At 39.4% G+C, this 23,574-nt stretch carries 21 protein-coding genes; 16 read left to right on the top strand and 5 right to left on the bottom strand.

The window, feature by feature from the left end:
• Nucleotides 1–12 precede the first annotated feature (12 nt).
• Entirely contained in the window at nt 13–789 is a 777-nt protein-coding gene (gene yaaA, locus BCU84_RS19245) for a peroxide stress protein YaaA (protein WP_102529667.1), read from the top strand.
• 119 nt (nt 790–908) lie between these two features.
• Here yaaA and BCU84_RS19240 read toward each other — a convergent pair whose 3' ends face one another.
• Complete coding sequence (locus BCU84_RS19240) at nt 909–2,354, bottom strand: M28 family metallopeptidase (protein WP_102529666.1); 1,446 nt, start codon at nt 2,352–2,354, stop codon at nt 909–911.
• 135 nt (nt 2,355–2,489) lie between these two features.
• Between BCU84_RS19240 and BCU84_RS19235 the strand changes: the two genes are divergently transcribed.
• Nucleotides 2,490–2,786 (top strand): metalloregulator ArsR/SmtB family transcription factor, encoded by a 297-nt coding sequence (locus tag BCU84_RS19235; RefSeq protein ID WP_102529665.1) that lies wholly within the window; start codon nt 2,490–2,492, stop codon nt 2,784–2,786.
• Nucleotides 2,787–2,987: 201 nt separating this feature from the next.
• Here the strand turns inward: BCU84_RS19235 and rpsT are convergent, their stop codons facing one another.
• Nucleotides 2,988–3,254 carry a 30S ribosomal protein S20 gene (gene rpsT, locus BCU84_RS19230; protein ID WP_102529664.1) on the bottom strand — a complete coding sequence of 89 codons (267 nt, stop codon included), beginning with the start codon at nt 3,252–3,254 and terminating at the stop codon, nt 2,988–2,990.
• Nucleotides 3,255–3,509: 255 nt separating this feature from the next.
• Between rpsT and murJ the strand changes: the two genes are divergently transcribed.
• The 12 genes from murJ (at nt 3,510) to BCU84_RS19170 (ending at nt 17,413) form a co-directional block, all read left to right on the top strand.
• Complete coding sequence (gene murJ, locus BCU84_RS19225; RefSeq protein ID WP_102529663.1) at nt 3,510–5,069, top strand: murein biosynthesis integral membrane protein MurJ; 1,560 nt, start codon at nt 3,510–3,512, stop codon at nt 5,067–5,069.
• A gap of 64 nt (nt 5,070–5,133) precedes the next feature.
• Nucleotides 5,134–6,069 carry a bifunctional riboflavin kinase/FAD synthetase gene (gene ribF / locus BCU84_RS19220; protein WP_102529662.1) on the top strand — a complete coding sequence of 312 codons (936 nt, stop codon included), beginning with the start codon at nt 5,134–5,136 and terminating at the stop codon, nt 6,067–6,069.
• Nucleotides 6,070–6,101: 32 nt separating this feature from the next.
• On the top strand, nt 6,102–8,924 hold the full coding sequence (ileS, locus tag BCU84_RS19215) for an isoleucine--tRNA ligase (protein WP_102529661.1): 2,823 nt from the start codon (nt 6,102–6,104) through the stop codon (nt 8,922–8,924).
• 9 nt (nt 8,925–8,933) lie between these two features.
• A complete protein-coding gene (gene lspA / locus BCU84_RS19210) occupies nt 8,934–9,431 on the top strand; it encodes a signal peptidase II (RefSeq protein WP_102529660.1) in 498 nt (165 codons plus the stop codon).
• A gap of 11 nt (nt 9,432–9,442) precedes the next feature.
• Complete coding sequence (gene fkpB, locus BCU84_RS19205; protein WP_277868767.1) at nt 9,443–9,877, top strand: FKBP-type peptidyl-prolyl cis-trans isomerase; 435 nt, start codon at nt 9,443–9,445, stop codon at nt 9,875–9,877.
• A 1-nt stretch (nt 9,878) separates the two neighbouring features.
• On the top strand, nt 9,879–10,838 hold the full coding sequence (ispH, locus tag BCU84_RS19200) for a 4-hydroxy-3-methylbut-2-enyl diphosphate reductase (RefSeq protein WP_102529659.1): 960 nt from the start codon (nt 9,879–9,881) through the stop codon (nt 10,836–10,838).
• A gap of 287 nt (nt 10,839–11,125) precedes the next feature.
• Entirely contained in the window at nt 11,126–11,674 is a 549-nt protein-coding gene (pilV, locus tag BCU84_RS19195; RefSeq protein WP_102529658.1) for a type IV pilus modification protein PilV, read from the top strand.
• A 9-nt stretch (nt 11,675–11,683) separates the two neighbouring features.
• Entirely contained in the window at nt 11,684–12,655 is a 972-nt protein-coding gene (locus tag BCU84_RS19190; RefSeq protein ID WP_102529657.1) for a PilW family protein, read from the top strand.
• Nucleotides 12,656–12,743: 88 nt separating this feature from the next.
• Complete coding sequence (locus tag BCU84_RS19185; RefSeq protein WP_102529782.1) at nt 12,744–13,181, top strand: PilX N-terminal domain-containing pilus assembly protein; 438 nt, start codon at nt 12,744–12,746, stop codon at nt 13,179–13,181.
• A gap of 155 nt (nt 13,182–13,336) precedes the next feature.
• The gene (locus BCU84_RS19180) at nt 13,337–16,714 is read left to right on the top strand and encodes a PilC/PilY family type IV pilus protein (RefSeq protein WP_241906493.1); all 3,378 of its coding nucleotides are present in this window, start codon (nt 13,337–13,339) and stop codon (nt 16,712–16,714) included.
• Nucleotides 16,715–16,718: 4 nt separating this feature from the next.
• Nucleotides 16,719–17,114: a type IV pilin protein gene (locus BCU84_RS19175; protein WP_102529655.1), complete on the top strand. Its 396-nt coding sequence runs from the start codon at nt 16,719–16,721 to the stop codon at nt 17,112–17,114.
• Complete coding sequence (locus BCU84_RS19170; RefSeq protein ID WP_102529654.1) at nt 17,111–17,413, top strand: TapY2 family type IVa secretion system protein; 303 nt, start codon at nt 17,111–17,113, stop codon at nt 17,411–17,413. The genes BCU84_RS19175 and BCU84_RS19170 overlap by 4 nt, the downstream gene beginning before the upstream one ends.
• A 139-nt stretch (nt 17,414–17,552) precedes the next feature.
• Here BCU84_RS19170 and BCU84_RS19165 read toward each other — a convergent pair whose 3' ends face one another.
• Nucleotides 17,553–18,077, bottom strand: coding sequence for a GspH/FimT family pseudopilin (locus BCU84_RS19165; protein ID WP_102529653.1), 525 nt, complete (start codon nt 18,075–18,077; stop codon nt 17,553–17,555).
• 87 nt (nt 18,078–18,164) lie between these two features.
• Entirely contained in the window at nt 18,165–18,683 is a 519-nt protein-coding gene (locus tag BCU84_RS19160; RefSeq protein WP_102529652.1) for a GspH/FimT family pseudopilin, read from the bottom strand.
• Nucleotides 18,684–18,909: 226 nt separating this feature from the next.
• Between BCU84_RS19160 and BCU84_RS19155 the strand changes: the two genes are divergently transcribed.
• Nucleotides 18,910–19,248: a P-II family nitrogen regulator gene (locus tag BCU84_RS19155; RefSeq protein WP_102529651.1), complete on the top strand. Its 339-nt coding sequence runs from the start codon at nt 18,910–18,912 to the stop codon at nt 19,246–19,248.
• 96 nt (nt 19,249–19,344) lie between these two features.
• Here the strand turns inward: BCU84_RS19155 and BCU84_RS19150 are convergent, their stop codons facing one another.
• On the bottom strand, nt 19,345–20,355 hold the full coding sequence (locus BCU84_RS19150) for a LacI family DNA-binding transcriptional regulator (RefSeq protein ID WP_102529650.1): 1,011 nt from the start codon (nt 20,353–20,355) through the stop codon (nt 19,345–19,347).
• Nucleotides 20,356–20,798: 443 nt separating this feature from the next.
• Here BCU84_RS19150 and BCU84_RS19145 point away from each other — a divergent pair, with 443 nt between their 5' ends.
• Complete coding sequence (locus BCU84_RS19145) at nt 20,799–23,396, top strand: TonB-dependent receptor (RefSeq protein WP_102529781.1); 2,598 nt, start codon at nt 20,799–20,801, stop codon at nt 23,394–23,396.
• The last annotated feature ends 178 nt before the right edge of the window (nt 23,397–23,574 follow it).

The following is a 23,574-nucleotide window of genomic DNA, read 5'->3' as shown; positions in this document are numbered from 1 at the left end:
GGATAGTTAACGATGTTAGTATTAGTTTCTCCTGCAAAAACATTAGATTTCGAAACCACGGCTAAAACCACGTCATTTACTCAACCCACTTTATTAGATCATAGTCAGCAATTGATTAAGGTTTGTCGTGAGCTTACACCAATGGACATTGCTTCATTAATGAAAGTAAGCGATAAAATAGCTGGCTTAAATGCGGCTAGATTCAATGAGTGGCAACCTAATTTCACTCTTGAAAATGCGAAACAAGCCATGTTTGCTTTTAGAGGTGATGTGTATACCGGACTTGATGCAGATTCTATGTCGGAACAACAAGTTGAAAAAGCTCAAAACCATCTGCGAATTCTGTCTGGGCTTTATGGATTATTAAAGCCGCTTGATTTGATGCAAGCTTACCGCTTAGAAATGGGCACCAGTTTAACGAACCCTAAAGGCAAAAACCTCTACGCCTTTTGGGGAGACACCATAACAGATGAAATAAATGCTGCTGTTAATGAGCAAGCTGATGACATTATTGTAAATTTAGCATCGAATGAGTACTTTAAAGCGGTTAAACCAAAGCAACTGAAGGCAAGATTAATTACTCCAGCTTTTAAAGACTGTAAAAATGGTCAATATAAAGTCATTAGCTTTTACGCTAAAAAAGCCCGTGGTTTAATGGCGAGGTATCTGATTAATAATGACATTAACACATTAGCAGGGATCCAGAAGTTTGATGCTGATGGTTATTACTATAGTGAAGAATTATCTACACCAGCTGCACCTGTGTTTTTACGTGAAGAGAGAACGTAACTTCAACGATCTCGATTAAGTAAATTTATAATTAGCTATGTGTTTTGAGCTAATGTGGTGTTAAACAAAAAGCAGCTAATTAGCTGCTTTTTGTTTGGATGAAATAAAGCTCAGAAGGACTACTTTTTATCATCTTTTTTGGCAAGAGGACGTAAATCTAATTCAGATTGCGCCATGATATAAGCAAATTGGGCATAAGCTGCAACATTTTGAGCTAGCGCCTTAGGATCAATCTTATCTAAGGTATCATTTGGCGTATGGTGATAATCGAAGTAATCAGTACCATCTTGCCTTAGTGATGCCACTGGAACGTCCAGAGAAGGCATCATTGACACATCTGGGCCACCAGTTGCTTTATTGTTACCGAGCTTAACACCATTGACTGTCATCGCGCTGTGTTCTACTTTTACTTGTTCAAATACAGCTGGGTTAACATTAAAGTCGATTTGATAAATCTCGCCTGCGCCAAAATCAGACTCTGCGGCAATATAGTGTTTTGTCAGTTCGTCAGCATGCTGTTTAGCGTAAGCTTTACCACCAACTAGGCCTACTTCTTCAGCCGCGTATAAAACGACTCTGATGGTTCTTGCTGGCTTGTTTGGCAAGTCTTGAATAAGTTTGGCTGCAGCAGTAACGATGGCTACACCAGCGCCATCGTCAATTGCGCCTGTGCCTTCATCCCAAGAATCTAAGTGAGCACCAATTAGCACGACTTCATCAGGCTTACTGCTTCCTGTTACCTCTGCAATGACATTGTAAGAAGTCGCTACGCCTAAGTTCTTTGAAGTGAGATTAAGTGACAGTTGAATATTGTCATCTCGTTTTAGCATGGCATTAATCATGTCGGCATCAGGTGCAGACAACGCAGCTGCAGGTATTTTTGCTACGCCGTCTTTATATCGCATCATTCCAGTATGCGCCATGCGGTCATGATCGGTTCCTATTGAGCGAATGACGACAGCAACAGCTCCTTTTTCGGCAGCTGCAACAGCGCCTCGTGAGCGACCTCCTACTGATTTACCGTAACCTTTGCCTGTTATGTGTCTTTCCGTCTTATGATCAATAAAAGCAATTTTACCTTTTACGCTATCTGGATCGGCAGCTTGTAAGTCGGCGAGGGTATCGAAACGCACTATTTGCGCTTGTATCCCTGAGTCAGGTGTCGAGACGCTACCGCCTAATGCACTAATAACCAGTGGTTGCTCAAAAGGAGCGATAATAGAAGCCTTTGCACTGCCACGATACCAAGCGGGTACTTGAACAGATTCTTTATAAACTTTATCAAAACCTAATGATTCTAGTTTGTTCATAGCCCAGTTAACGGCGATGATATCTTTTTCAGAGCCCGCTAATCTAGGGCCAACTTCTACAGTTAATGACTCAACGATGTCATAACTTAATGAAGACGACAGGGCTTTTGTCGCTAGTTGTTGACTAATTTGGTTATTCTTATTGTTCTCTATTACCGTCTCGTTTGTTACTTGTGTATCACTTTGGTTACTTTGACAGCCTGATAATGCTGTCAAAATCATCGCGGCGCAGAGAGTCTTATTGTAGTTTTTCATGAGTTTCCTTCATTTTTATTAGCTAAGTCTCATTTTTAAAAACAATCTACCAAAAAGTGTGCTTCATGTCGCTGCCCTATTTGTTAGGGAAGGCTATATTAGCCATGGAGATGATTGAGGAGAACCAAGCGCGTGATGAATATTGAATTAATGCAACAGCGTGCAGATCATGCTGTAGTAATGCTGAAAGCACTAGCAAATGAACGTCGTCTGTTTATTTTGTGTCATTTGCTTAATGAAGGTGAAATGTGCGTTGGTGAGATGAACAAAAAGCTAGGTCTAAGCCAGTCTGCGTTATCGCAGCATTTAGCTTGGCTAAGAAAAGATAATCTCGTTTGTACACGTAAAGAAGCCCAAACTGTTTTCTATTCACTGAAAAGTGAAGAAGTACGTGAGTTAATCAAAGTATTGGACAACTTATATTGCCACTAGTGGCTCAGTTTAAAATACTCAGATTGAACATACTCAAAGCGTCTTAATTATACTTACGTGATGTAAGTTATGATTAAGGCGTTTTTTTATGCTTAAAATTTATGATGAATAGAGAAACAAAGAGCTTGAATGCAAGGGATGGTAAATTATAGATATAAAAAAACCGACCTAAGTCGGTTTTTTAAAAACTAAATCACAAAATTAAGCAGCGATTGCTTTGATTCTTGTGTTTAGACGTGCCTTTTGACGAGCAGCTTTATTCTTGTGAATAAGGCCTTTAGTCGCCATACGGTCAACAATTGGTTGTGCTTCTGCGAATGCTTCTGTAGCCGCTTTATGGTCACCGCTCTGGATAGCAGCGATAACACGTTTAACGTATGTACGTAACATTGAACGACGACTAGCATTATGCTGACGACGTTTTTCAGATTGAAGCGCGCGCTTCTTTGCAGACTTGCTATTAGCCAAGGTGCAACTCCTAAAACTGGGATTAATACTTTGAGGGCGAGGAATATGCCTGCTTTTATTCATTTTGTCAATGAATATGGCAGAAATATCCTCAAAAAGACAAATAAAACTACCTTGCTCGGTTATCTTCAACCCAACTCGTGTAAGATGTGGCGCATTCTACCAGTTCTTGTATTGCATAAACAGTATTAGAATTGAAAAATTGAGATATATCCATGTTTAATCATTCGTTAGCAAACTGCTATGGAGGGGTGTTTGAGTAAAAAGCTATTAAAATCAGGTGCAATTGTCAGTGTGATGACATTAGTTTCAAGAGTATTAGGCCTGATAAGAGATGTGGTAATTGCAAACTTAATGGGCGCAGGTAGTAGTGCCGATGTGTTTATCTTTGCTAACAAGATCCCTAACTTTTTACGTCGCCTTTTTGCTGAAGGAGCTTTTGCACAGGCATTTGTGCCGGTTCTGACTGAGTATCAACAAAAGAATACCCCAGAAGAAACACGAGAACTTTTAGCTAAAGTTGCAGGAACACTGGGGGGAATAGTCAGTGTTGTGACGTTATTAGGTGTGATTGCTTCGCCAATACTTGCCGCACTATTTGCTGGTGGTTGGTTTTATGATTGGCTAAATGATGGGCCGAATGCTGAAAAGTTTGAACTTGCAGCATTAATGCTAAAAATTACCTTTCCTTATTTATGGTTTATTACTTTTACGGCATTAGCAGGCTCGATCCTTAATACCAGAGGTAAATTTGCAGTCTCAGCTTTTACTCCAGTATTTTTAAATATCACCATTATTGTTGCAGCTCTTTATTTTGCGCCTACGATGGAGCAACCTGAGTTAGCGCTAGCATGGGGGGTATTTACTGGTGGCTTAGTGCAGTTTTTATTTCAACTGCCTTTTTTATTGCGTGAAAATGCATTAGTTAAACCTTCTTGGGGCTGGAACCATCCTGGGGTGGTAAAAATTAGAACCTTGATGATCCCAGCTTTATTTGGCGTTTCGGTTTCTCAAATAAACTTGTTATTTGATACCTTTATAGCCTCATTTTTAATGACGGGATCCATAAGTTGGTTATATTACTCAGACAGATTACTTGAATTTCCACTAGGGTTGTTTGGTATTGCCATTGCGACGGTCATTCTGCCAGCATTATCAAAAAAGCATGTTGATGCCAAAGGAAGCGATTTTAGTGACACCATGGACTGGGGGGTCAGAGCCATTTTATTGCTTGGCGCCCCTGCGATGCTTGGGTTAATTATTTTAGCTCAACCAATGTTAATGGTGTTATTTATGCGAGGTGCATTTTCTGTCACAGATGTAGAGATGGCATCATATAGTTTGGTTGCATACGGTTGTGGTTTGTTGAGCTTTATGATGATTAAGGTTTTAGCGCCAGGTTACTTCTCTCGTCAAGATACGAAAACACCGGTTAAATACGGCATTATCGCCATGATAAGTAATATGATATTCAATATTATTTTTGCCATTCCTTTTGGCTATGTTGGTCTTGCTATTGCCACCTCAATGTCTGCCTTACTTAATGCAAGTCTTCTATATCGTGGATTACATATCGCTGGGGTGTACAAATTTAGCCGCGCGACATTAGTGTTTTTCTTCAAAGTGGTTATCGCTACGGCGATTATGGCACTACTGCTGCTATACACATTACCTGCCCAATCGATATGGTTAGATATGCCGATGATGGTGAAGGTACTAACCTTAGTTAAATTGATCGCTTCGGGTGCAGGTGTTTATTTATTAAGCTTAGTATTGATGGGGCTGAGACCTTGGAAGATGAAACGTCAATCATGAATGCTGATTATCGAATCTATCTAGTATATAATCAGCCGATTTACAGTAGCAGTTAATTGGCGTAATGGAACTAATTCGCGGTATACACAATATTTTACCTTCGCATCATGGATGCGTGCTCACTATTGGTAACTTTGATGGTGTGCATCGTGGCCATGCGCAAGTGCTTAATAACTTAGTTAATAAAGCAAAACACTTTCAATTGCCTGCAGTGGTTATGACGTTTGAACCTCAACCTCAAGAGCTATTTCGTCAACAAGATGCCCCAGCAAGAATTAGTTTATTGCGTGACAAGATTAGTTTGCTTGATGAACTGAATATTGATCGATTGCTTTGTGTTAATTTTAATAGTCATTTTGCCAATCTACCGGCTGAGCAGTTTATTGAAGATTTGCTGGTTAAAAAGCTTGGGGTGAAATACTTAGTTGTTGGTGATGATTTTTGCTTTGGTAAAAACAGATCTGGCACCTTTGAGATGTTGCTTGAAGCGGGTAAAAAGTTCGGCTTTACGGTTGTGAGTACTCAGAGTTTTATTCTAGGCTCTATTAGAGTAAGTTCTACAGCAGTGAGGGGGCAACTTGCTTTAGGTAATCTAGAGCAAGCAAGACGATTATTAGGTCACCCCTTTGTATTAACTGGCCGTGTTGCACATGGACAAAAGTTAGGCAGAACCATAGGTTTTCCTACTGCAAATATTGCCCTAAAGCGAAAGGTTTCACCTGTTCGTGGTGTGTTTGCGGTAAAAATGTATTGGGATGACAGCGATATTTATGAAGGCGTTGCCAATGTAGGTTTTAGACCTACGGTTGATGGGCAAGTCTGTCAGTTAGAAGTCCACTTATTTGATTTCACCGGCGACTTATATAGTAAGCGTGTTGAAGTTGAACTTGTGGCTAAAATCCGTGATGAACATCCGTTCGAGTCACTGGAAGCACTAAAAAAACAAATTTTGAATGATGCAAATGAAGCAAAAGCTTTGTTTGGCAATGATGCAGGCTGAAATAAATCAGCCCAATTAATGGTATAGGATCAATGACCGACTATAAATCTACGTTGAATTTACCGGAAACAGATTTTCCGATGCGCGGTAACCTGGCTAATCGTGAGCCAGAAATGTTAAACCGTTGGACTCAAAACGAACTTTATCAAAAGATCCGTGATAGTCGTATTGGACGCAAACCATTCATTTTACATGATGGCCCTCCATACGCGAATGGCAATATCCATATCGGTCACTCAGTAAATAAAATTTTAAAAGACATCATCATTAAATCTAAAACGATGGCAGGTTTTGACGCGCCATATGTTCCAGGTTGGGATTGTCATGGTCTACCTATCGAACTGATGGTAGAGAAGAAAGTCGGCAAACCTGGTCAGAAAATTTCTGCAGCAGAGTTCCGTGCTGAATGTCGTAAGTATGCAGCTAAACAAGTTGATGGTCAGCGAGATGACTTTATTCGTTTAGGTGTCTTAGGCGACTGGCATAATCCATATCTAACAATGGATTACAGCACAGAAGCGAACATTGTTCGTTCATTATCTAAAGTTATCGATAGTGGCCATTTACACAAAGGTGTAAAGCCTGTTCATTGGTGTACTGACTGTGGTTCAGCCCTTGCTGAAGCAGAAGTAGAATACGAAGACAAAACATCGCCAGCGATTGATGTTGCATTCAATGCTGTAGATTCTGCAGCGGTTGCAGCAAAGTTTGGTGTTGAAGGATATAGCTCAACAGTTGCAGCTGTTATTTGGACTACGACGCCTTGGACTATTCCAGCTAACCGCGCGTTATGTCTAAGCCCTGAGCTTGATTACAGCCTTGTTGAGTTTGTAAAAGAAGGCGTAACTAAAACTCTGATTTTAGCTGAAGTGTTAGTTGAGTCTTGTATGACTCGATTTGAAGCTGAAAGTCATACTGTTATCGGTACAGCTAAAGGCGCAGAACTTGAGCTGCTTCGTTTTAACCATCCTTTATCAGCATTTGATGTGCCAGCTATTTTAGGTGACCATGTAACAACTGAAGCAGGTACTGGTGTTGTTCATACTGCTCCTGGTCATGGTCAAGACGATTACATTGTTGGTCAAAAATACGGTTTGGAAGTTGCCAATCCAGTTGGTGACAACGGTGTATATAAAGCTGATACAGAGTTTTTTGCTGGTCAACATGTATTTAAAGCAAATAAAAGCGTAGTTGAACTTTTAGAAGAAAAAGGACAACTATTACATCATGTGGCTTACCGTCATAGCTACCCGCATTGCTGGCGCCATAAAACACCAATTATTTTCCGTGCTACGCCGCAGTGGTTTATTTCGATGGATAACCATGGCTTACGTAAGCAAGCATTAGGCGAAATTGAGCAAACTCAATGGATCCCAGATTGGGGTCAAAGCCGTATTGAGAAAATGGTTGAGAACCGTCCCGATTGGTGTATTTCACGCCAACGTACTTGGGGCGTACCGATCACATTATTAGTTAATCGTGAAACGGATGAGTTGCATCCAGACAGCGTGGCTATTATGGAACGTGTTGCACATCGCATTGAACAAGAAGGCATCCAAGCTTGGTGGGATCTTGAAATCAGTGAGTTGATTGGCGATGAAGCTGAGCAATACCGCAAAGTGACTGATACGTTAGACGTTTGGTATGACTCTGGTTCAACGTTCTCATCAGTTGTTGCATCACGTCCTGAATTTAACGGACATGACATTGATTTATACCTTGAAGGTAGCGATCAGCATCGTGGTTGGTTCATGTCATCGTTGATGATTTCAACTGCTATGAATGGTAAAGCACCCTATAAACAAGTATTAACCCATGGTTTTACCGTTGATGGTAAAGGCCGCAAGATGTCGAAATCTGTGGGTAACGTCATTGCACCTTTGCAAGTTATCAACAAGCTGGGTGCTGATATCTTACGTTTATGGGTCGCTGCTACTGATTACAGTGGTGAGATGACGGTTTCTGATGAAATCCTAAATCGTAGTGCTGATTCATACCGACGTATTCGTAACACTGCTCGTTTCTTATTAGCTAACTTAAATGGCTTTAATCCAGAAACAGACATGATTGCGACTGAAGATATGGTATCGCTTGACCGTTGGGTTGTGCGCCGTGCGGCCGCGCTTCAAAGTGAAATTATTGAAGCGTATGAGCAATATAACTTCCATTCAGTAACGCAGAAATTAATGCAATTCTGTTCAGTTGAGTTAGGCAGCTTCTACTTAGATATCATTAAAGATCGTCAATACACAGCGAAACAAGATGGTCATGCTCGTCGTAGCTGTCAATCAGCGCTTTACCATATTGCCGAGGCGATGGTTCGCTGGATTGCACCAATCTTAAGCTTTACTGCCGATGAAATCTGGAAGTTGTTACCAGGCGAGCGCACTGAGTTTGTGTTCACTGAAGAATGGTATCAAGGTCTTGAGTCTGTCACGTTAGAAGGTGACTTAAGTGATGATTACTGGCAGCAGTTGCTTACAATTCGTAATGAAGTGAACAAAGTACTTGAACAAGCACGTCGTGATAAGCGAATTGGTGGTTCATTAGAAGCTGAAATCACTTTATTTGCTGATGCAGATTTAGCATCGCAACTTGCCAAAGTTGCTGATGAGTTACGCTTTGTATTGCTTACATCTAAAACAGCTGTTGAAACGTTAGACGCCGCGCCAGCTGACGCAATAGAAACCGAACTAAACTCACTGAAATTAATAGTCAATAAAAGTGACGCACAGAAGTGTGATCGCTGCTGGCACTACAGTGAAGACGTAGGAACAATCGAAGCTCATCCAACGCTATGTGGTCGTTGTGTAACCAACATTGAAGGCGATGGTGAACATCGTGACTTTGCTTAAGGACTAATAATGCCTCTCACTTGGAAAGAAAGTGGCATTCGTTGGTATTGGGTAGCTGTATTGGTATTTTTTGCCGATCAGCTATCTAAGCAATGGGTGTTAGCAAACTTTGAGCTGCATGAATCCATACAGCTTTTACCGTTTTTTAATTTTACCTATGTTCGCAACTATGGTGCTGCATTTAGTTTTTTAAGCGAAGCGGGTGGTTGGCAGCGTTGGTTCTTTGCCATTATTGCAATTGGCTTTAGTACACTTCTGACTATTTGGTTACGTAAGCAATCATCTTCGTTATGGCGTACGAATTTAGCCTATACCCTGATCATTGGTGGCGCTATTGGTAACTTGGTTGATCGTTTAATGCATGGTTATGTTGTCGATTTTATTGATTTCTATTGGAACACTAGCCATTACCCAGCGTTCAATATTGCAGATGCAGGTATTTTTATCGGTGCAGTATTGATAATTTGGGAATCATTTAAGCCAGAAGAGCCAGTAAAAGAAAGTTAGGGAGAATTACTTTGTCAGAACAACAAGCCTCATCTCGTTCAATTTTGTGTCATATGAATATCATTTTAGAAGATGGTTCGACAGCTGACAGCACTAAGTCATCAGGTAAGCCTGCAAGATTTAATGTTGGTGATGGTAGCTTAAGCCCAGCATTTGAAGCAGAGATAAGTACTTTGCAACTAGGTGATAAACATAATTTCACCTTGGAGCCAGTAGACGCATTTGGCGAGTCCAACCCTGATGCTATTCATCATATGGATAGAAGCCGTTTCCCTGCGGATATGGAGCTTGAACCAGGTGTAATCGTCAGTTTTGGCGGCCCAGGTGGAAGCGAAATCCCTGGCATGGTCAGAGAGATTGCCGGTGATTCAATTACTGTAGATTTAAATCATCCACTAGCAGGTCAGAAAGTGACTTTCGAACTTGATGTGGTAGAGGTACTTTAAGATGCTTAAAGTTGATCCGACGTCTCCTGAACTTAATATATTGCTTGCTAATCCAAGAGGATTTTGTGCTGGTGTAGACCGTGCCATTAGTATTGTTGAGCGCGCATTAGAGTTATTTGAACCGCCGATTTATGTTCGTCATGAAGTCGTCCATAATCGTTACGTGGTTGAAAATCTAAAAGATCGCGGTGCAATATTTGTCGATGAACTTGATGAAGTACCTGATAACTGTATTGTTATTTTCAGTGCTCATGGTGTTTCTCAAGCTGTTAGGCAAGAAGCCAAAAGTCGTGGACTAAAAGTGTTTGATGCAACTTGTCCTTTAGTGACCAAAGTTCATCTTCAAGTGACTCGTGCAAGTCGCAAAGGGATTGAATGTATTTTGATTGGCCACGAAGGTCATCCGGAAGTTGAAGGCACCATGGGTCAGTATGACAATGCTGAAGGTGGTGTTTATTTAGTTGAATCGCCTGAAAGTGTTGCTCAGTTGAAAGTGAATGACCCTGATAACTTGTGCTTTGTCACGCAAACCACGCTTTCTGTTGATGACACATTAGATATTATCGAAGCATTAAAGGCTAAGTTCCCGTCAATTGAAGGGCCGCGTAAAGATGATATTTGCTATGCAACACAAAATCGTCAAGATGCTGTGAGAACGATGTCATCTGATGCTGATTTATTCATTGTTGTAGGCTCAAAGAACAGTTCTAACTCAAATCGATTACGAGAATTGGCTGAAAAAACGGGCACTAAAGCCTATTTAGTAGATACCGCCGCTGATGTTGATGAAGCATGGTTTACTGGTGTCGTTAAGGTTGCAGTGACTGCGGGCGCTTCTGCCCCCGAAGTGCTTGTTCAGCAAGTAGTGGATGCTATTGCCAAATTTGAACCTTCAGTTATTACAGAAGTTGAAGGCCGTAAAGAAGACACTGTTTTTGCAGTGCCTGCTGAATTAAGATAATCCTGCAACTTTTTATCTAAATTTCATATCGTTACTAAAGCCGTAAACCCTCTGGGTTTGCGGTTTTTTTATGCCTACAACTATTGGACTATTTCTTAGGCTATACTGTAAAGATCGCTAAAATTAATCATTAACTAATATTTAGTATACAATAAGTGACCTTTTTGTTTACATCTTGCTCGACTATTAATATGCAGTATAGTATTTTGTATCTAAGTTTAGGATTTTAAACAAATATTTTTAATTGTCATGTCAAAGATATGGCAATCGATGGAGGTTTGACACATATGTCAGCTAAAAGGAATGGATTTTCCTTAATTGAGGTCATGGTTTCGTTAGTCATTTTAACTGTAGGGCTGGTGGGTATTTTTAACCTACATATTGTTGCTAAACGTGGTAGTTACGAGTCTTTTCAGCAAACTCAAGCTTCGTATTACGCCAACGATATTATAAATAGAATGAGAATGAACCGTAGCGAGCTTATCAATTATCAAGGTACTTACTCGGGCATTTCATCTGCACCTGCAAAGTCGTGCGATGTCAATGTTGGTGGTAATAGTATTTGCACAAGTGTTGAGACGAGAGTTTGGGATCTCTATCAATGGGAAAGGATGTTTCAAGGGGACAATGAAAAGTCTTCAGGAACCAACGTTGGGGGGCTTGACACTTCTGTCGCTTGTATTGATGTTAGCGGGCGCGATGTAACTGTAGTTGTTACATGGCGTGGAGTAAGAGCATCATCCGATGGTTTGTCAGAAGCTGGTACTTTTGCGAAAAGTTGTGGTTCTTCAAGTGATAGGCGTCGAGCTTTAGTTCTTGAAACGGCAATTATATAGGGAAAAATAATGCCAAAAAAGCTGAAAATACAGGCTGGTTTGTCGCTTGTTGAATTAATGGTAACTATGTTGATCAGTTTATTTCTAACTGTTGGCATTTTTACCATGTTTAACATGTCCTCAAGTAATGTTACTTCTACGAGCCAATTTAATCAATTACAAGAAAATGGGCGGATAGCATTATCCATTATTGAACGAGACATGAGTCAATTAGGTTTTACTGCAGATATAACAGGCACTGATTTAAACTTTGGTGTGAATACAAGAGTTTCAGCAACAGCTGTAGCAAATGATTGTATTGGGGCTGGAGCCAATAACGCTAGTTTCCCAAATAATCAACCAGCTCATTTTAGAAGACTTTGGGGATATGAAGTTGGTGTTAGTGCTGAGAGCTTAGCTTGCATTACACCTAAATCCAATACTGATGTAGTTCAACTTAAGCGATTAGTTGGTCCATCTGTATTAGCCGCAAGCATGAATGCTACTCGTTATTATGCTGCTGCGACTTCAAATGAAATAGAATTCTTCAACGGTAATGTAGCCCCACCATCTTTACTAAATAGTCGAATCTGGGAATATCAACATCATGTGTATTACATAGAAACAGATGGTGATATACCAATATTAAAACGCCGAACACTTTCGATTGCAAATGGTATGAATAACGATGAGCAATTGGTAGAAGGCATTGATAATATGAGAGTTATGTATGGGTTTGATAGTAATGGTGATGATACTGCTGATAGTTATATGCCTGCACAAAATGTTACCACATTAATGTGGGATAACGCTTTCTTTCAAAGGCTTGTATCGTTAAGAGTATATTTGTTAGTTCGTACGGCTAATGAAGACAAGAAATATACTAATGACGTGACATATCAATTAGGTGATAAAACAGTTGGACCTTTAAATGATAATTATCGTCGGAAAGTGGTTTCAACAACTGTAGTTTTAGAAAACCCAGTTCTAATACGCAATTAATTTTTCGTATTAATAACAAAAATTAACTTGATATGAAGGGCTATTGAGGCTGAGTGTCAATTTATTAGGTGAAAAAATGCAAAACTCAATAAAAAAGCAGCAGGGAGTAGTACTATTTTTTTCATTAATAGTGCTTGTAATCATGACTGTGATTGGTGTTGCTCTAGCTGTCAATTCAACCCAGTCGCTAAGGATGTCTGGCGCGGGTTCTGAGCGAATTGAAGCTATGGTTTCTGCACAAGGCGGTCAAGAGAAAATGATTGCAGATAATAGTGGAGCGACAATGGCTAATATGGTTGCCGAGACAGTTATGAATGATGCAGCTTTGGGGGTAGTCAATACTGTTACTCCTATGACCGTAGGGGTCGGTGATGATGATTGTCAACGTTCGCCTAAAGCAAATTCTGCCAATATGATTAAATGTAAAAGGCTTGAAGTGTCTAGCTCAGCAAATTTTGGCCGCAGTAATTTAGGCCGAGTAACCATTGTTTTAGGTTTTGAACAAGAAGTGTTGTCAGGGAGTTAACCATGATGAAATATATATTAGGTACATTATTTTTCGCTGTAATTTGCATTTGTGCAAATAGCTTTGCTGATGACACAGAGTTATATGTCTTTGAATCTACTGCGCGTTCAGGTTCAAGACCTCAAGTATTAATTATTTTTGATACTTCTGGCAGTATGGGGACCAATTTTACAACAGATGAACCTTATGATCGAGGTGATGAAAATGTCAGCGATAACGGATCTTTATTAACTTCGACTAAGCTATTTTTTACCCGAAGCAGTACAGATATTCCCACTGCGTCAAGTGAACAATTTTTTTTACATGGGGTAAATGGCTGTGATGTTGGTGAACAATATTTAGAAGATTACGGCATGTTTACTGGTTATATTCGTGAACATAAATACATTGGGGAAAATGGAACTTGGTCAGAGTTGCCGCTAACTGATGGCTCAGGGATTCAACAGGTAGATTGTTATGAAGATATCGCAGAAGGGGTTTATTATAACAACAATACTAATTTTTTAGGCTTCCCTGTAGATGGTCTTGGGACTAGTGCAGATCCAATTAGATATACTGCAGCGGACAACAGTTCAAGTGAGACGGAACTAGAAACGGCTATTGAAAAAGCCAAATTAACAAATTTTGGCATTGGGCAACCGATTACATTATATACCGAGAAATATATAAATTGGTATCACAGCACTAAAACTCAAAAAAGCTATTCTAGAATGGATATTGCTCAACGCGTTATTGAGGATACGATCGTTACAACGCCAGGAGTTGATTTTGGATTATCAGTGTTTAATAGAAATGACTCTGATGGCACAAGAAGTGGTGGTCGTATTGTTTATGGTATTTCTCAGACAACAGAAGAGAACAAGGGGACATTGCTTTCGACGATTGGTGATTTAAATGCCAATGGGTACACGCCACTTTGTGAGAACCTATATGAGGCATATAGATATTTTGCAGGTAAGAGTGTTTACTATGGTAATGATGACCCAAATAGAACCCCACTTCGAGATACGAGCGAAACAGTCGAAAAAAATGGTAGTTATGTTTCGCCATTTGTTGGAAAACAATGCCAAGACAAAGCTTATGTGATTTATGTAACAGATGGTGAACCAACTCGTGATAACAATGCCGATGATAAAGTTTTAGCACTTAGTGGAGTTACCACTGCTGATAAATATAGTGGTAATTATCTACCTGCGTTAGCTGGTTGGATTAGCGATAATGATGTAAATACTAATTTAGACGGTACGCAAACAATCAATACTTATACTATTGGTTTTAGTTCTGGTGCAGCAAGTGCAGCTCCGATTCTTAAAGAAACAGCATTAAGAGGAAACGGTGCTTATTATTCAGCAGCTGATGCGCAAAAACTACAAGAAGCTTTACAGGCTATTTTCTCTAATATTCTAGAGACAAATTCTAGTTTTACCTCTCCTTCTATTTCGAGTAACAACTTTGATAGAACGCAAACACTTGACTCTGTTTATTACGCAATGTTTTTACCGAATAAGGGGCCTCGCTGGTTCGGTAATCTAAAAAAATTCAAAGTGACAGGTTCTGGAGATGTAGTTGATCAAGATGGAAACAATGCCATTGGAGAAGATGGGAACCTAAAAGCTTCAGCATGTTCCTATTGGACTGCTAAATCCGTTTGTGAAGCCACTAGTGGTGGTGGTGATGGTAATGATGTTGCAATAGGTGGTGCGGCTTTAATGCTGCAAAATACATCTAGTAGAACTTTATACGGAAATTTTGGTTCGGGTGGCGGACTTGAAGCATTCTCTAAATCAAACGCGAGTAATAGCCCAGGTATATCAGGTGATAATGAACTTGCATTATTTATGGGAGTTGATGAATCTGAGCTAACTAAATTATTTGACTGGGCTGCGGGTATTGATGTTGATGATGAAAATACTAATAGCTCTAGTTCTGACATTCGTCCAGATATTATGGGTGATCCATTACACTCTAAACCATTAGCTATTAACTATGGCACAGATGGTTCTCCAGATGTAAGGGTATTGGTTGGTACCAATCAAGGCTTTTTACATATGTTCAAAGATAAAGGTGATGAAGTAGAAGAAACTTGGGCATTTATGCCTCAAGAGTTACTTCCAAACCTAAGAGAGCTCAGAGCTAACGTGCCTACAGGAGTTCATTCTGTTTATGGTATGGATAGTTCTCCTGTTGCTCATGTAAAAAGGACCGCAAGTGGAGCTGTTGAAAAAGCATGGCTATATGTTGGAATGCGTCGAGGAGGAAAATCTTATTATGCCCTTGATATCACGAATCCTGATTCACCGACATTTATGTGGAAAGTAGATCCTGATTCTCAAGGTATGTCTGAAATGGGCCAATCTTGGTCAGAGCCCGTTATTACTTATATCCCAGGTTTCCCTTCAGGGAATACTTCAGCTGATACAGCATCACCTGTTGTTATCATTGGTGGAGGGTATAATCCTTCAACTAAGGATGGCGATGGGGTTGGATCTGATGATACTAATGGTCGTAGTGTTTATGTTTTAAATGCAGAAACAGGAGCATTAGTACATCACTTTGGTAGTGAGGCTGGTACAAATAAAACCAAGCTCGATGGAATCGTTGATAGTATCCCAAATAGCATAGCCGTCCTAGATAGTAATAACGACAGGTTAGCCGATAGACTATATGCGACAGATACAGGTGCTAATATTTGGAGAATGGATTTACCAGGTGGCTCACCAGATGATTCTACTACCCCATGGACTGCCCATAAATTTGCCAGTTTAGGAGGGTCTTCACAAAGTAATGATAGACGTTTCTTCGCTGAGCCAGCAGTAGCACAAACAGTGTTTACTAATATTTCAGATGTTACAGTTAGTACTCCTGATGGTTCTAGTACAATTCGTTCTTATCAAAATGTTCCATATGATGCAGTTACAGTTGGAACAGGGCATCGACCTCACCCACTAGATACCTCTCGTGCAGATAAGTTTTTTGTTGTACAAGACAGAAACGTTGTCACTAAATCATTTACTGGCGCTACAGGTAGTGAGATACCTGATGTATTAGATTTGTCTAACTTGTACGATGTAACTAGTGCCGCTCCTTCTACTGAGGATGATAATGTTGCATTTGGTAAAAAACGAGGTTGGTATTACAGTTTTGGTGGAGCTGGTGAAAAAAGCCTTTCTGCATCAACAATTGTCCAAGGGAGAGTATTTTTTACTTCTTACTTACCAGGTGAAGCGACATCGTCTAATCAATGTTTAGTCTCTGGTAAAGGCCGTTTGTACGGCTTTGATCTTCATAAAGGGACTCGCTCTTACACAAAAGAGTATTTAGAGATGGGTGATAGAGTTCCTGATACTCCTCAGCTTGTTGTTCCACCGAATGGCGATGGCGAAAGTTATATGTACCTTATTGGTATCGGCGCTGCGGGAGATGAAATGGAAAAGGCTGATGATCCTAGTGATGATGGCTGTGCACAAGGTGATGATAAATGTATCGGTGGCGGTTTAGGTGTGAATAAAATTTATTACCATATAGATGAGTAGATTGATGAGAAATGAAAATGGTTTTACATTAATAGAAGTTATGATTGCTGTGGTTATTATTGGCATCCTATCTTCTATAGCTTACCCAAGTTATACCCAGTTTGTGGCTAAAGGAGCTAGGGCCGATGGTTTAGCGGGTTTAATGGATGTTGCCAACAGGCAAGAACAATTCTATTTAGATAACCGTAAATATACGACTGACATGACTAAGCTAGGATTAAATGCAGATCCTTGGGTTGTCGACAATACGTATTATTCAATTGATGCAGTCGTTGTTAACGATACTGATTTCACTTTAACAGCATCTGCAAAAGGTACCCAAGTAACACGTGATCCTAATTGTGTCTCAATAACATTGAATGCTACGGGCATTAAGTTGCCAAAGGAGTGTTGGAAATGATTCGCTTAATGATTGGTATTTTATGTACTTTATATTGCTTTTCTCTTGTTGCTGAGGAACAAGAACAGACAAGCACTTATAAATGTTTTATAGAAACAAGCTATGGAAATGACATAGCCATGTTTACTTGGTTTGCAAGTCAAAAAGTTGAAGCACAAGCTTCAATATTGACTCTAGAAGTGAGTACTGTTTCAGGCAAGCGTGCAGTAGTTAGAGGCGTTGAACAGTGTGTAATGACTAGTGAAATGTTTAAATCCAAACAAGCTCGTAAAATGGATGAAGAAATAAGTAGTTATTAAAGTTAGTTAGTCTAATTATTGATAAAAAACCTTCCTACATTATAAGGTGGGAAGGTTTTTATTATAAATACGTAGAGTAAAATCTGTATTGGTTTATAAAAAATACATCTGAATTAGAAATAACCCTTTGAATTGTTACTTATTGGCAGGTAACAGCAGTTTCTATATTTGAAATGCGCCCTGAAACACCAATGGTAATTCCCCTAGAATCCGCATGTGTTTTCTTTCCTGGGCAATATATAATATTACCCGTTTGACTAAGGTTCATTAAACCATCCGCATTAAATGTGTATCGGCTTAATGATGAAGAAATAAAGTCATCACTATTAAACCCTTCAACACTTCTAAGCACAGTATCTTGAATTCCATTGGTACTATCTAATGAACCTAATGTACCGTTATCGATGAATATACTGAATCCTTGGGTCCAATCTGAATCGCAACTCGTACCATTAAAAGGGCATACTGACACTCTGCTGCCGTAGCTAACAGCCTGACTGCGAGCAAATTGCATGCTCGAATTGATCTTACTGATATTACTATTAGCACGTTGGCCTTCATAAAGAGAAACTAACGATGGAACACCTACAGTTAACAGAATAGCTGCAACAGCCACAGTTACCATTAATTCAACAAGTGTAAATCCTTTCAAATCATGCTTCATTTTTTATTATCCTTGGTAATGTTATATCAGTATAACCAAGAGAATAAATAAAATCAGCGAATTGTTAACAGATGTGGACGGTTGTAATTACTTGCAGCTGATATTATTTTTAGTCGAATAACGTACTCTACCTGCTTGATTGACAATTATAGCTTTTGAGTACGGGCTATCGATAGTCTCTGGGCAGTATGTCAAGGTTCCGTTTGTGCCTGATGCTAAGCCATCGGGCTGATATCTAACGGCAAGTCTATTATATTGAATGATGTCTTCTTCATGAAACTGACTTACTTCAAGCATGATGACATCATTGGTATTTACTTGGTTAGTTTTACCTGAATCAATAAACACTGAAAACCCGCTATTCCAATCATCTCCGCATTTATTATTAAGTAAGGGGCATACCGTCACCCTTGTTCCGTATGTTATGGCAATATTTCTAGCAAATTGCATAGCTTGTTGTATGGTTTGAAGGTTACTTTCAACTCTAAGTTGCTGCTGTAGGGATTTAAAGGAGGGGAGTGCAATAACTGATAGTAAACTGAATATAGTTAATGTGATCATTAGCTCAACTAAGTTAAATCCAAAGCTCTGGCGATTGTTTATCATATTTTCATCCTTGATATATGGAGGTACCGCATCCTGCAGTATCGGGATTAACTATAGTTCGAAATTTGATGTTTAACTGAAAATTATAATCATAAAATAAATCTAATATCCGGCTGTAACTTAGTGTTCTTTCAAGTAGTATTAATAAAATTATAAATTTTGATAAAAACTCTAAAAGTTACATTGTCTTAAATGATTAGCTTTGAGAATAATTAGGAGTGAGTTGATGAAAAAAGTAGAAGCCATTATTAAGCCCTTTAAATTGGATGATGTGCGTGAGTCACTTGCGGAAATAGGCATTACTGGCATGACAGTATCGGAAGTCAAAGGTTTTGGCCGCCAAAAAGGACATACTGAGCTTTATCGCGGTGCGGAATATATGGTCGACTTTCTTCCTAAAGTTAAAATTGAATTAGTGATCCAAGATGAGCAATTAGAGCAGGCGATTGAAGTGATTGTCGATACCGCACGAACAGGTAAGATTGGTGATGGTAAGATTTTTGTCACTGATGTTGAGCGTGTTATTCGTATCCGTACTGGTGAAGAGAACGAAGAAGCGGTTTAATTTGCTTTTAGAATCTATTTAACGATAAAAAAGCCTCTAACAGATAATCTGTAGAGGCTTTTTAAATCTGGATATTACAGCATTATTTAACCAAGCTTAACGCATCGATGATGAATCTCGAATCACAGGTTCTGGTGTAAATACCATCGACTTCTTATCCACTGTTTCTTTACTATTTGCTATCAGAAGTTCGGTGGCAACTTTTGCAATTTTCACGTTAGGTTGATGTACTGTCGTCAATTTAGGCCAGGTTTGACGTGAAAATGGACTGTCCTCAAAACCTACAATTGACAGATCCTTTGGGATATCTAGCCCAGCTAATCTTGCTGCAAATAATGCTCCTGCCGCGATTTCATCGTTACAAGCAACAAGCGCAGTTGGCCGTTTAGGTAAATTAATAAGCTTGTTTGCACCTTCGACCCCTGATTCAAATGAATATTGCCCATCTAAAACCCAGTCGTTAACTACTGCTAACTGATTTAGTCTTAATGCATCTTTAAAACCAGTTAAACGTTCTTTAGTTGATTCATGGTGCTGATCACCGCTTAAAAAGCCGATATCAGAATGCCCCATGTCGATAAGGTGTTGAGTAATTTCTAATGCACCATGTTTATCATTGACGAGTACAGTAAGCCCGTTTTCTGCATCAGTGCTTTCGCCTGCAATAATTCTTACATAATTAGCATCTATGTCATCAAGTGCTGCAAGTATCTTCGGGTCTTCAGACATAGGTGGAGTTAGCACTAGGCCAGATAAACGTGAATGTTTAACCATTTTAGTGAGCTCATCACAAATATCTGGCGACTTGGCATCACAAGGGTGGATCAACAACTCGTAGCCTTTATCCTGGCAGGCTGACAGTATGCCATTTTGCATATCAATAACGTAATAAGCATTAGGGTTATCATAAATGAAACCAATAACATATGACTTGGTACTGGCTAAGTTTCTGGCTGCTAAGTTGGGTTGATAATTAAGTTCGCTAATTGCTGCGTTAACTTTATCTACAGTAGTTTGCCTCACTGAGGATTCTTTATTGGTCACCCGTGAAACTGTTTTTATCGACACACCAGCATGTTTGGCGACGTCATTGATGGTTACTTTCATTATTATTTTGCTCTTTGATTCAGGCTATTAACTTAGCAGATATTTATCTGTGTTTGATGACATTTATCCCCCAATAATTGTTATCAAAGCATCTATCAGATGAAATAAAGCAAGTTCAATTACCTCTAATAGTGCTTATTTTTATTGAAATTGGCAATCTTCAATTGTCTTGCTGGTTGGATGAGTCCTTGAATTAAAATAAATGTAGCAAAAATGATACAAGATATTACTTCTTGTAAGGTATTGCTTTTATTGGGTTTGATAGTTAGTGTCGTTTGGTTTTTGATTGTTTTCTGACTAAAAAAAACACGCCAAAGTTATTTTCTTGTGGCAAGCCTGTTAATTATTGTGTAATGTTTGCTCTAGACATGACAGCGTTGTCATTCCGAATGGAATGGTTATGTATCCAAAAACGATAATAAAGTTATGGAAGGGAAATGAAGATGCGACCTATTAATTTTAAGAAAAATGTTTTAGCAACTAACATTGCTATTTTACTTGGCAGTATGGTTTCAGTAGGAGCATTAGCTGCTGATGCTGAAACCGCAGAAGAAAACATAGAGAAAATTGAAGTAAAAGGCATGCGTGCCTCGATGAAGGCTTCAGTTAACGAAAAACGTTTTTCAAACTCTGTAGTTGATGCTGTAACAGCTGAAGATATCGGTAAATTTCCTGATGGTGACGTGGGTGAGTCATTAGGTCGTATACCAGGTGTAGCTGTAAGTCGTCAGTTTGGTCAGGGACAAGGTGTTTCGATACGTGGCGCTTCAAGCAGCTTAACTCGTACACTATTAAATGGTCATTCAGTTGCTTCAACAGGTTGGTTTGACCAACAGTCAATCGACAGAAGCTTTAACTACAGTTTATTACCGTCTGAAATGGTTGGTGGAATTGAAGTTTATAAATCGTCTCAGGCTGATTTACCTGAAGGTGGTATTGGTGGCACAGTCATCGTTAAAACACGTAAACCATTAGATTTAGATGCTAACTCAGTATTCTTTAGCGCAAAAGGTGATTACGGGACAATTTCTGAAGAAACTGATCCTGAATTATCAGGCTTATATAGCTGGAAAAACGAGAATGAAAACTTCGGTTTTCTAATCTCAGCAGCGGGTTCAGAAACAACATATCAACGTAACGGAATAGAATCATTAGTCGGTTGGGGTGATATTGTTCCTACTACATTTGAGCAAGACCGTGAACGAACTGCGATTAACGGTGCGCTTCAATATAGTCCGACAGATAACTTAAACTTTGGTCTAGATTTCATGAGTCTGGATATGCAAGCAAATAACGCTAATACCTCGTTATTTGTTATGTTCCCAGATGATAAAGATGAAGCATGTGAACAACGTAATTCGTTAGGAACTTGTACTTTTTATCGCCGTGATGGCAATGGCGCAAACCCAGGTTGGGCACAAACTTGGGCTCGTCAAGCAAGTATGGATTCAAATACTTACGACTTCAATTTCGATTACGAAAATGAAAGTTTTAAAGTTGAAGGCCGTGTGGGTAATACCAAGTCTGAAGGTGGTACCGAATTAACTTCTAACTATGGTTTTTGGTTAGGTACAGCTGCTGATTACGCTGGTACTTACGATGCAACTGGTGAAGTGATTAAAATTGATGTCGCTAATAAAAACTTCACAGCAGATGATTTTGGTGGTCAATTGTCACCTGCAGGTTGGGCGCTTAAGAAGCAACCAAACTCAGATGAAGAAACTTATGCTCAAGTAGATTTTACCATTCCTACTGATTTAGGCGCTATCACTGCAATTAAAACCGGTGTTCGTTACGCAGACCATGATGTCACTCAGGAAACACTACCAGCAATCGTTAATGCTGATATAGCGGCAAAAGATGCTTCAGCTTATTACAATGGTCAAATTTCATCGGGCGCAGGTTATACTTTACCTAAGCCAGATATGGATGCCATGTTACGAGATGCCAAAGCAGCTATTGGTGGTTTTTCTAAAGAAGGACCAGTTTATAAGTCAGGTTACGGCACGATTAATGAAGAAAACCTTTCTTTATATTTAATGGCTAATTTTGAGTCTGACGGTATCCGCGGTAACTTCGGTTTACGTTATATCTCAACGGACGCAACATCAGATTACTTTGCTCTTCAAGATGATGGTTCATATGCTGATAATTTAAGTACTGCTGATGCAAGCTACAGTGACGTATTACCAAGTGTAAACATTGCTTTTGATGTGGCTCCTGATGTCATTATCCGCTCTTCAGCATCGCAAGTTATCTCACGACCTAATTACGCAGATATGTTTTCTTCGTCAGCGCTTGTAGGTTATGCAGATGGTACTGCAGGAAATGAAGTTGTTAATACTGGTAACATTGCACTTGAGCCATTTAAAGCGACTCAAGCTGATTTAGGTGTTGAATGGTACTTTAGCCCAGATGGTTTAATGGGTGTATCTTACTTTATTAAAGATGTTAGCTCGTTTGTTACTTCTTCACAGACATTAGATGAAAGCATTGGCATTACGGATCCTGATTCAGGTGAAGATAGCTGGACTGTATCGAGTAAGAAAAACGGAACAGGTGGTCAAATCCAAGGTATCGAGTTACAAATCCAAGATGGTTTTGATAACGGCTTTGGTTACTCAGCTAACTATACTTTCGCAGATTCAGATGCAGCAGCTGAAAACTACCCTGATGAAGTTAGCGTATTCTCTGACTCTTCAAAGCATACAGTTAACTTAGTCGGTTACTACGAGATGGAAGACTTTTCAGCTCGTGTTGCTTATAACTGGCGTAGCGAATACATGATGCGTGAATTACCAGGTTTCTACGGTAACCGCGAACATCAAGATTTTGGAACACTTGATTTAAGTGCAAACTACAACATCACTGAATACTTAGGTATATCATTTGAAGTGGTTAACTTACTTGAAGAAGACAGTGTTCAATTAGGTGTTGCACCTGATGATGCTGAAGTTAAACCTGAGCTTAAAGGCGGATACCCAGCTTGGAGTTTCGAAGGCGAAGCTCGTTATAAAGTGGGCTTAAACCTACGTTTCTAAATATTGTTTAGTTTCGTATATTTGATAAAAAGCCTAGCAAATTGCTAGGCTTTTTATTTTAATAACAAAAATAATAATAAAATATGAGGTCGATATGGAAGTACAGCACATTGTCATAATTGGTGGTGGAACAGCTGGATGGCTAGCGGCAAACCATATCGGAAAAGCAGCACAATTA

It is taken from the genome of Shewanella sp. 10N.286.51.B7, from assembly GCF_002873615.1.
Classification (GTDB): Bacteria; Pseudomonadota; Gammaproteobacteria; order Enterobacterales; family Shewanellaceae; genus Shewanella; species Shewanella electrodiphila.
Note: the sequence above shows the minus strand (reverse complement) of the source record. Positions and strands in the feature narration are given on the sequence as shown.

Excerpts from the sequence above, each read along its gene's own strand:
- BCU84_RS19165 (WP_102529653.1), bottom strand. The coding sequence starts at position 18,077 with ATGAAGCATGATTTGAAAGGATTTACACTTGTTGAATTAATGGTAACT.
- BCU84_RS19150 (WP_102529650.1), bottom strand. The coding sequence starts at position 20,355 with ATGAAAGTAACCATCAATGACGTCGCCAAACATGCTGGTGTGTCGATA.
- BCU84_RS19175 (WP_102529655.1), top strand. The coding sequence starts at position 16,719 with ATGAGAAATGAAAATGGTTTTACATTAATAGAAGTTATGATTGCTGTG.
- BCU84_RS19145 (WP_102529781.1), top strand. The coding sequence starts at position 20,799 with ATGCGACCTATTAATTTTAAGAAAAATGTTTTAGCAACTAACATTGCT.
- ispH (WP_102529659.1), top strand. The coding sequence starts at position 9,879 with ATGCTTAAAGTTGATCCGACGTCTCCTGAACTTAATATATTGCTTGCT.
- ribF (WP_102529662.1), top strand. The coding sequence starts at position 5,134 with ATGGAACTAATTCGCGGTATACACAATATTTTACCTTCGCATCATGGA.
- BCU84_RS19240 (WP_102529666.1), bottom strand. The coding sequence starts at position 2,354 with ATGAAAAACTACAATAAGACTCTCTGCGCCGCGATGATTTTGACAGCA.
- BCU84_RS19155 (WP_102529651.1), top strand. The coding sequence starts at position 18,910 with ATGAAAAAAGTAGAAGCCATTATTAAGCCCTTTAAATTGGATGATGTG.
- BCU84_RS19235 (WP_102529665.1), top strand. The coding sequence starts at position 2,490 with ATGAATATTGAATTAATGCAACAGCGTGCAGATCATGCTGTAGTAATG.
- BCU84_RS19190 (WP_102529657.1), top strand. The coding sequence starts at position 11,684 with ATGCCAAAAAAGCTGAAAATACAGGCTGGTTTGTCGCTTGTTGAATTA.
- BCU84_RS19180 (WP_241906493.1), top strand. The coding sequence starts at position 13,337 with ATGGGGACCAATTTTACAACAGATGAACCTTATGATCGAGGTGATGAA.
- BCU84_RS19160 (WP_102529652.1), bottom strand. The coding sequence starts at position 18,683 with ATGATAAACAATCGCCAGAGCTTTGGATTTAACTTAGTTGAGCTAATG.
- BCU84_RS19170 (WP_102529654.1), top strand. The coding sequence starts at position 17,111 with ATGATTCGCTTAATGATTGGTATTTTATGTACTTTATATTGCTTTTCT.
- ileS (WP_102529661.1), top strand. The coding sequence starts at position 6,102 with ATGACCGACTATAAATCTACGTTGAATTTACCGGAAACAGATTTTCCG.
- lspA (WP_102529660.1), top strand. The coding sequence starts at position 8,934 with ATGCCTCTCACTTGGAAAGAAAGTGGCATTCGTTGGTATTGGGTAGCT.
- yaaA (WP_102529667.1), top strand. The coding sequence starts at position 13 with ATGTTAGTATTAGTTTCTCCTGCAAAAACATTAGATTTCGAAACCACG.
- pilV (WP_102529658.1), top strand. The coding sequence starts at position 11,126 with ATGTCAGCTAAAAGGAATGGATTTTCCTTAATTGAGGTCATGGTTTCG.